The organism is Streptomyces sp. SID5785 (assembly GCF_009870065.1).
In the GTDB taxonomy this organism is placed as follows: Bacteria; Actinomycetota; Actinomycetes; order Streptomycetales; family Streptomycetaceae; genus Streptomyces.
On sequence record NZ_WWIA01000701.1, the window covers coordinates 1 to 6,901 of the forward strand.

Below are 6,901 nucleotides of genomic sequence, written 5' to 3' on the forward strand. Positions count from 1 at the left end.
GGGAGCCGGCCCGGGCGGGCCGCGTCCCCGCTCCGGTGCGGCGCTCGCCCCGGCGGCGCAGGGCCGCCTCCAGTCCACGGGCCGCACGGGAGACTCCGGGGTCCACCGTGTGCTTCGAGGGCGCGCGTGACACGGGACCGTCCTCGTCCCTCGTCGCCGCGGGCCGGACGGCTTCGGGCGCGCCCGCGGCGGCATCGTCGTCAACTGCTTCGTGGGACTGCTGCTCCGCCTCGGCTGCGCCCACGGAGTCGTCACCCTCCTCGTCTCCGCTCTGGGGCGACACGGCGTCCGGGTCCTCCTCGTGGTCCGCGCGCCTCCCACGCAGCGAGCGGCGTACCGGCTCCGGATCCAGGCCGCCGGCCCGTGCCTCGTTCAGCAGTCGGGCGAAGACGTACTGGGGGTCGGCCCCCAGCGCCATCTCCAGAGCGGCGTCGGCCTCCACCGTGTCCCCCAGCGACCAGGCCACCCAGCCCGCGAGGGTCAGCGGAGCGGCCGCGTGCTCGGCGTAGGGGCCCACACAACGACGCGCCAGGGCCCGCCACAGGCGGAGGGCGCACGCCGCTTCGTCGCCCTCCATCCATTCCGCGGCCCGGTCCCGCGTCTCGCGGTCCTGGAGTCCGAGAATCAGGGACGCGGCCTCGTCGTGCGCCAGCAACGCGTCGTCGTGGACGTCGGCTTCGAGCGCGTCGGCCGCACGCGGGGCGTCCCCGAGCCTGCGCAGCAGCAGTCGGGCGAGGTCCAACGTCTCGGCCTCGACATCCGCGCGCGGCTCACCGTCCAGCATTCTCGGGACGATGTCCATGGCCGCGGCGTCGAGCGCCCGGCGCTGCCCCGGCTCGAGAGCGGTGACCAAGGGGGCGAGACGCGCCTTGACCTCCTGCTCCGACGCACGGACCTGGATGCCCGCGTAGGCGGCCGTCGCCGCCATGACCGAGGTACCGGGCCCGGCCACGGCGTTCCCCTCGGGCGGACAGCAGTCCGGGCGGGGGCAGCAGTAGGACCAGTAGTGGTCTCCCGAGAGGCACAGGGCTTCCGTCACCGGCACGTCCAGCACGCCGCACGCCGTGCGCAGGAACTGTGCCAGCGGCTGCAGCCGCTCCATGACCTGGCGGCCGGTGCGAGGGCGTACCGGGTCCTGGCAGAGGTAGGCGATGACGCTGTCCGGCTTGCCCTCGCGGCGGACGGACTCGCCGATCAGACACCGTGCGAGCTGGTCGGCGACGGGCTGCCAGTCCTCGGTCCGGTCGGGAATGCCGAGCCGCACCCGACCGCCGAAGCGGCCCTTGTACAGGGCCACGAGAACGATGCAGTCCTCGGGCCGGAAGCCGAGCAAGTACGGGAGCGCCTCGGCCAGTTCGCCGGCCGTGCGCAGGGTGATCCTGGCCTCGCCGGTCGCCCCGGCGTGTTCGCTGTGATTCGTCATGGGACGACCATGCCGCGAATCGTCCGACTCCCGTTCACCCTGTGGATAACCCCCATCAGGGACACGTCAGGAGTTGTCCACAGGTCGAGGTGCTCGTTCGCGCGATGTCGGTGCCATCGGGTTGCATGGGGGGCATGAGCAACGAAGACCTGCGGATCGCGGCCGACACCGTACTCGCCCGCCTCGTCGGGGACACCGACGGCACCGCCCGGCTGCGCGAGGACCAGTGGCGGGCGATCGAGGCGCTGGTCGCCGACCACAGACGTGCCCTCGTCGTGCAGCGCACCGGCTGGGGAAAGTCCGCGGTGTACTTCGTCGCCACGGCCCTGCTCCGGGAGCGGGGCAGCGGCCCGACCGTGATCGTCTCGCCCCTCCTCGCCCTCATGCGCAACCAGGTGGAGGCGGCCGAGCGGGCGGGCATCCGCGCCCGCACGATCAACTCGTCGAACACCGAGGAGTGGGACGCGGTACGGGCCGAGGTCGCGGCGGGCGGCGTGGATGTCCTGCTCGTCAGCCCGGAGCGGCTGAACAACCCGGACTTCCGGGACAACGTCCTGCCGCAGCTGGCCGCCGCCACCGGACTGCTGGTCGTCGACGAGGCGCACTGCATCTCGGACTGGGGGCACGACTTCCGCCCCGACTACCGGCGGCTGCGCACCATGCTGGCCGAACTCCCGGAGGGGGTGCCGGTGCTGGCCACGACGGCGACGGCGAACGCCCGGGTGACGGCCGACGTCGCCGACCAGCTCGGGACCGGCTCCGGCTCGGACGCGCTGGTCCTGCGCGGCCCGCTGGACCGGGAGAGCCTCAGCCTGGCCGTGCTGGAGCTGCCCGACGCCGCGAACAGGCTGGCGTGGCTCGCCGATCACCTCGACGAGCTGCCGGGATCGGGCATCGTCTACACCCTCACGGTGGCGGCCGCCGAGGAGGTCACGGCGTATCTGCGGCAGTGCGGCCACACCGTCTCGTCGTACACGGGCAAGACAGAGAACGCGGACCGCCAGCAGGCCGAGGAGGACCTGCTGGCGAACCGGGTGAAGGCACTCGTGGCGACGTCGGCGCTGGGGATGGGGTTCGACAAACCCGATCTCGGCTTCGTGGTGCACCTCGGCTCGCCGTCCTCGCCCATCGCGTACTACCAGCAGGTGGGGCGAGCCGGGCGCGGTGTCGAGCACGCCGAGGTACTGCTGCTCCCCGGCAAGGAGGACGAGGCGATCTGGCGCTACTTCGCCTCGCTGGCCTTCCCGCCGGAGGAGCAGGTACGGCGCACGCTCGACGTGCTCGCCGGCGCCGAGCGGCCCCTGTCCCTGCCCGCACTCGAACCGCTGGTGGAGCTGCGCCGCTCGCGCCTGGAGACCATGCTCAAGGTGCTCGACGTGGACGGTGCGGTGCACCGTGTGAAGGGCGGCTGGATCGCGACGGGCCGGCCATGGGTCTACGACACCGAGCGCTACGCCTGGGTCGCCAAGCAGCGCGAGGCCGAGCAGCAGGCCATGCGTGATTACGCGACGACGTCGGGGTGCCGCATGGAGTTCCTGCGCCGTCAGCTGGACGACGAGGCAGCGGCCCCCTGCGGGCGCTGTGACAACTGCGCAGGGGGCCGCTTCGACAGCTCTGTCTCGCCGGAGGCGCTCGCCTCCGCGCGTGGCGAACTCGGCCGTCCCGGAGTGGAGGTGGAGCCGCGCAAGATGTGGCCCACCGGTCTTGCCGCGGTCGGCATCGACCTGAAGGGCCGCATCCCTGCCGGTGAGCAGGCGGCTTCCGGCCGTGCGCTGGGCCGCCTCTCGGACATCGGCTGGGGCAACCGGCTGCGCCCCATGCTCACGCCGCAGGCCGGCGACGGCCCTGTGCCGGACGACGTGGCGCGGGCCGTCGTCGAGGTGCTCGCCGACTGGGCGAAGGGGCCCGGGGGCTGGGCGTCCGGCGCCGCCTCGGCGTCGCCGCGCCCAGTGGGCGTGGTCACGATGGCGTCGCACACCCGGCCCCGGCTGATCGACTCGTTGGGCCGCGGGATCGCGCAGGTCGGCCGGATGCCGTTCCTCGGACAGATCGGCTATCTGCCGGGCAGCGACACGGCGCACATGCCTCGCAGTAACAGTGCGCAGCGACTGCGCGCCCTGGAAGGCACCTTGGTGCTCCCACCGGAGCTGGCCGAGGCTCTCGCCACCGCAGGAGGACCGGTGCTGCTCGTGGACGACTACACCGAGACGGGCTGGACCCTCGCCATGGCGGCCCGGCTGCTGCGACGGTCCGGCGCCGAGGGGGTGTTGCCGCTGGTCCTGGCCGTCCAGGGCTGAGCGACCTGCGCATGCCCCCGTCGTGGGCGCCTGCGGCGCCCTCGGGCGGACGGGTGTCCAACCTATGGGCAGGGATATTGGTGACACATCGCCAGATACCGGTCTCGGGTGCCAATTGCTCGTTGCCGAGTGCCAGTACGACGGGAAGAATCGGGAGTGCTCCCCGCGCGGCTCCCGTGGTCCGGTAGGGCTGTGCCGCGGCGCGCTCCCCCAGTCCGACCTGCCCTCCTGGGCGACCAGCCGAAGGGAGGACCGTGACCTTCGGATTCGCTCCGTCCTCGGCGGCATCGATGTCCGCGTCCTCGATGCGCACCGAGAGGTCCACCGATTCCGTCAACCGACCTACCAGGCTGCTCGAACCCGCGGAGTGGGCCGCAGCCGGAATTCCGCTGCTGCGCAATCCGCGCGAGGTCGTCACCGGCCTGCACGCCCGCCACGGACCGATACCGCAGACGGCCGTGGTGGCCGTGCTCGATCCGGAGGAACGGCTGCGCGCGAGCGCGTCGTTCACCCGGCGCGAGAGCCACACCGACGGCTGGACGTTCCGCAACTCTCTGCTCTCGCAGCTTCGCCGGGTGATCCCGCACGATCTGCGCCGCCGCACCCCCGTGCGCACGGCCGTGCTGCTCTACTGCCGCGAGGGCGATGCCCGCTGGACAGAGGAGGACGGCGCGTGGATGTGGGGCCTGCGTGATGCCTGCACCCTGCACGGGCTGCGCTGCGGTGCGTACATCACCATGACGCGCGACGGCTGGCAGGTACTCGGAGAGGGCCGCGGGGGCCGCAGTCCGGGACTCGGTTCCGCGCCGGAGAGCCTGGGCAGCGCCGAGGTGTCGGCGCCGCGCGCGGGTGGCGCGGCGACAGAGATGCTGCGGCGGGCAGCCGCGCGCTGACCGGGCCGGCGACGGCCGCGCACCGGCCTGCCGGGCTCCCCGGTCACCGCCGTGCGGTGCGGGCAGCCGGCAGGCGGCGCGTCAGACCCCGGCGCCCAGCAGCGCGTTGATGCGCTCCGGGTCGCCGCACACGATCAGCAGGGATCCGGCCCTGCCGAGAGCGAGCGGGAGAGCCGCGCCGGCCGCCTCGTCGCCCCCGTTGACGGCGACGACGACCACCGGCCGGGACGCGGCACGGTTCAGAGCGGCGGCGTCGGCGTAGAAGACGTCGTCTCCCGCGTCGTGCTGCGCCCAGTAGGCATCGGCGCCGAACGACAGCTCGTGCGCCGCCCACGGGTGCGGGTCGCCCGTGGTGATCACGAGCACCTCTCCCGGCGCGCGACCGGAGTCGAGCAGCAGGTCGACGGCTTCCTCGGCCGCGTCCAGTGCGCCCTCGGCCGAGGCCGGGATGAGCTGGACCTGCGCCGCGGCGGCAGCGGACGGGGCGGACGGGACCTTCGGTCCCGGCCTGGGGGCACCGGCCGACTCGCGCGACGTGCGCTGCGCGGGCGGCGTGGGCCTTGCGGGACCCGGACGACCGGGTCGCGGCCGATCGCGTTGTACGTGCCGGTGTTCCCGCGCAGGCAGTGCTGCTCGCGCCCGGCGAGGCAGTTCTCGCACGTGCGGCAGGAGTCGACCATGCAGCCGACGCCGACGCGGTCGCCGGCCTTGAACCGGGTGACGGCGGAGCCGACCTCGGAGACGACACCGGCGATCTCGTGGCCGGGGATCATCGGGAAGATGGCCTCGCCCCAGCCCTCGCGGGCCTGGTGGATGTCGGAGTGACAGATGCCGGCGAACTTGATGTCGATCAGCACGTCGTGCTCGCCGACGGTGCGGCGTTCGATGGTGGTGCGCTCCAGCGGAGCCTTGGCACTCGGAGCGGCATATGCGGCAACAGTCGTGGTCATGGTGTCCAGCGTGCCCGGCCGCGGGACATTCGCCCAGGTCACCGCTTTGCGTACGTCCAGCGGTCCTACCACTGGCGGGGACAGGCTCGTGGGCGTAGGACCGGGAATACTTGAGGGTATGGACGACACACCGGAGCCCGGACCGCACACCGACGGCCTCGACCGCAGGGCCGAGCTGAGCGAGTTCCTGCGCACGCGGCGGGCCCGGCTCAAGCCGGAGGACGTGGGCATCGCCTCGCACGGCCGGCACCGCCGGGTGCCGGGGCTGCGCCGCGAGGAGCTGGCACAGCTGGCCGGTGTCTCGGTGGCGTACTACACGCGCCTGGAGCAGGGCAACGGGCGGAACGTGTCCGCGGAGGTGCTCGACTCGATCGCGCGCGCCCTGCGGCTCACCGACGCCGAGCACGCGCACCTCACCGACCTCGCCAAGCCGAAGGAGCAGCGGCGCCGGACGCGGGCGCCGCGCCGGCAGCAGCAGATGCGCCCGGCGCTGCGGCACATGCTGGACTCGATGGAGGGTGTGCCCGCGTACGTCGGCGGGGCGCGCTCGGAGATCCTCGCGTGGAACAGGACGGCGGCGGCCCTGTTCGGCGACTGGGGCGTGCTGCCGCCCGCGGAGCGGAACTGGGCGCGGCTGACGTTCCTCGCCCCGGACTACCGTGAGCTGTTCGTGGACTGGGAGTCGAAGGCCTCGGACATGGTGAGCTACCTGCGTCTGTACGCGGGCCGCCACCCCGAGGACCCCGAGCTGTCGGCGCTGGTGGGCGAACTGTCGGTCAAGAGCGAGGAGTTCCGCCGGCTGTGGGCGACCCACGACGTGAAGGAGAAGGGCCACGGCGTGAAGCGCATGCACCATCCGCTGGTCGGTGACCTGTCGCTGTCGTACGAGACGCTGCATCTGCCGGACGACGACGGACAGTTCCTGTCGGTCTACTACGCGGAGCCCGGCTCCCCCTCGGCGGAGGCCCTGCGCCTCCTCACGAGCTGGGGCACGGACGCCCCGGCGGTCTCGCCGGGAGCCGGACGGGCCTGAGCGCGGGCAGGCCCGTCCGTCCGGCGTGCGTCAGCGTGCCTTCGCCGCCGCCTCGTTCTCGGTGACCGTGATCCGGCCCTTGCGGATGGTCGCGAGGCGCGGGGCCTTCTTCGCCAGGGCCGAGTCGTGGGTGACCATGACGAAGGTCAGCCCGTGCTCCTTCCACTGGGTCTCCAGGACCTCCATGATCTCGTCGCGCATGGACTCGTCGAGGTTCCCGGTGGGCTCGTCGGCGAGGAGCACCTTCGGGTTCTTCACCAGGGCGCGGGCGATGGCGACGCGCTGCTGCTGGCCGCCGGACAGCT

The 6,901-nt window shown here is 73.0% G+C and carries 6 protein-coding genes and 1 pseudogene; 3 read left to right on the forward strand and 4 right to left on the reverse strand.

The window, feature by feature from the left end; genetic code table 11:
- Nucleotides 1–1,423 (reverse strand): DUF4192 domain-containing protein (locus GTW43_RS22940; RefSeq protein WP_161303907.1); only part of this gene is annotated, 1,423 nt, incomplete at its 3' end.
- A gap of 134 nt (nt 1,424–1,557) precedes the next feature.
- On the opposite strand from GTW43_RS22940, the gene GTW43_RS22945 reads away from it, so the two are divergent.
- Nucleotides 1,558–3,720 (forward strand): RecQ family ATP-dependent DNA helicase, encoded by a 2,163-nt coding sequence (locus tag GTW43_RS22945; protein WP_161303908.1) that lies wholly within the window; start codon nt 1,558–1,560, stop codon nt 3,718–3,720.
- 254 nt (nt 3,721–3,974) lie between these two features.
- A complete protein-coding gene (locus GTW43_RS22950) occupies nt 3,975–4,613 on the forward strand; it encodes a hypothetical protein (protein WP_161302756.1) in 639 nt (212 codons plus the stop codon).
- An 81-nt stretch (nt 4,614–4,694) separates the two neighbouring features.
- Here GTW43_RS22950 and GTW43_RS22955 read toward each other — a convergent pair whose 3' ends face one another.
- Together GTW43_RS22955 and GTW43_RS22960 are read right to left on the reverse strand one after the other, a co-directional pair.
- Entirely contained in the window at nt 4,695–5,240 is a 546-nt protein-coding gene (locus GTW43_RS22955; RefSeq protein ID WP_237536766.1) for a hypothetical protein, read from the reverse strand.
- Nucleotides 5,195–5,563, reverse strand: a pseudogene (locus tag GTW43_RS22960) (alcohol dehydrogenase catalytic domain-containing protein); the annotation flags it as partial. The gene GTW43_RS22955 and the pseudogene GTW43_RS22960, both read right to left, overlap by 46 nt.
- A gap of 118 nt (nt 5,564–5,681) precedes the next feature.
- Between GTW43_RS22960 and GTW43_RS22965 the strand changes: the two are divergent.
- A complete protein-coding gene (locus GTW43_RS22965) occupies nt 5,682–6,596 on the forward strand; it encodes a helix-turn-helix transcriptional regulator (protein WP_161301229.1) in 915 nt (304 codons plus the stop codon).
- Between the two features lie 30 nt (nt 6,597–6,626).
- On the opposite strand, the gene GTW43_RS22970 is transcribed toward GTW43_RS22965, so the two are convergent.
- The coding region (locus GTW43_RS22970; protein ID WP_161303909.1) for an ATP-binding cassette domain-containing protein at nt 6,627–6,901 on the reverse strand (275 nt) is incomplete at its 5' end.

Coding starts and splice junctions, on each gene's coding strand:
- GTW43_RS22965 (WP_161301229.1), top strand. CDS start 5,682: ATGGACGACACACCGGAGCCCGGACCGCACACCGACGGCCTCGACCGC.
- GTW43_RS22945 (WP_161303908.1), top strand. CDS start 1,558: ATGAGCAACGAAGACCTGCGGATCGCGGCCGACACCGTACTCGCCCGC.